At 65.9% G+C, this 1,262-nt stretch carries 2 protein-coding genes; one reads left to right on the plus strand and one right to left on the minus strand.

The annotated features are described in order from the left end of the window. Positions 1-439: ABC transporter permease subunit (locus ACSFA3_RS24050; RefSeq protein WP_435507908.1), on the plus strand; the 439-nt coding region annotated here is incomplete at its 5' end. A gap of 7 nt (positions 440-446) precedes the next feature. On the opposite strand, the gene ACSFA3_RS24055 is transcribed toward ACSFA3_RS24050, so the two are convergent. Then, the coding region (locus ACSFA3_RS24055; protein ID WP_435507909.1) for an aldehyde dehydrogenase family protein at positions 447-1,262 on the minus strand (816 nt) is incomplete at its 5' end.

Genomic DNA, 1,262 nt, shown 5'->3' on the forward strand with positions numbered 1-1,262 from the left:
GATGCTGGGCGCCATCGGCGCGCTGCCCGCGCTGATCGCGCTCACGCTCTATTCGCTGCTTCCGATCATGCGCAACACGGTGACGGGTTTGGCCGAAGTGCCCAACGGCCTACGGCTTGCCGGCACCGCGCTCGGCATGACGCCGCCGCAGAGCCTTCAGCTGGTGCTGCTGCCGCTGGCGCTGCCTACGCTGCTGGCGGGCGTGCGCACCGCCACTGCGATTGCCATCGGCACGGCGACCATCGCGGCCTTCATCGGTGCGGGCGGTTTCGGCGAGCGCATCGTGACGGGGCTGGCGCTCAATGACCGCGAACTGCTCGTGGCGGGCGCGCTGCCGGCGGCGGCATTGGGGCTGCTGAGCGAAGGGATCTTCGAGCTCGTGGAGTACCTGATGCGGCGCAGGCGGCGAGCCCCGCCGAGCTCGCTGCCACCCGCCTGAATGAAGATCAGGCCAACGTGTAGGCCGTCTTCACCGTCGTGAAGAACTCCTGCGCATAACGGCCCTGCTCGCGCGGACCGTAGCTGCTGCCCTTGCGGCCGCCGAACGGCACGTGATAGTCCACGCCGGCAGTCGGCAGGTTGACCATCACCATGCCAGCCTGGCTGTGGCGCTTGAAGTGCGTGGCGTACTTCAGCGAAGTGGTGGCAATACCGGCCGACAGGCCGAACTCGGTGTCGTTCGCCGTGGCCAGCGCCTCTTCGTAGTTCTTCACGCGGATCACGCTCGCCACCGGGCCGAAGATCTCTTCCTTGTTGATGCGCATGGCCGCGGCCGATTCGCTGAAGAGGGCTGGCGACATGTAGTAGCCGTCGGTCTCCAGCTTCAGGCGTTCGCCGCCTGCGGCCAGCGTGGCACCTTCGCTCTGGCCGATCTCGATGTAGTTCAGGTCTTGCTCGAGCTGCGACTTCGACGAGACCGGGCCCACGTCGGTGCCTTGCGCGAGCGCATCGCCCACCTTGATCTTCGCCATGCGTTCCTTCATGGCGGCAATGAACTTCGGGTAGATGCCTTCGGTGACGATGAGTCGGCTCGAGGCCGTGCAGCGCTGGCCTGTCGAATAGAACGCGCTCTGCACGCTGAGCTCGACGGCCTGGGCGAGATCAGCGTCGTCAAGAATCACCTGCGGGTTCTTGCCGCCCATTTCAAGCTGCACCTTCTTGTGCTTGGTGACGCACTGGATCGCGATGTTGCGGCCCACGCCCACCGAACCGGTAAAGCTGATCGCGTGGATGCCGGGGTGGTTGACCAGCGCCTCACCGAT

The sequence above is a fragment of the Variovorax glucosi genome (assembly GCF_051216695.1).
Classification (GTDB): domain Bacteria; phylum Pseudomonadota; class Gammaproteobacteria; order Burkholderiales; family Burkholderiaceae_C; genus Variovorax.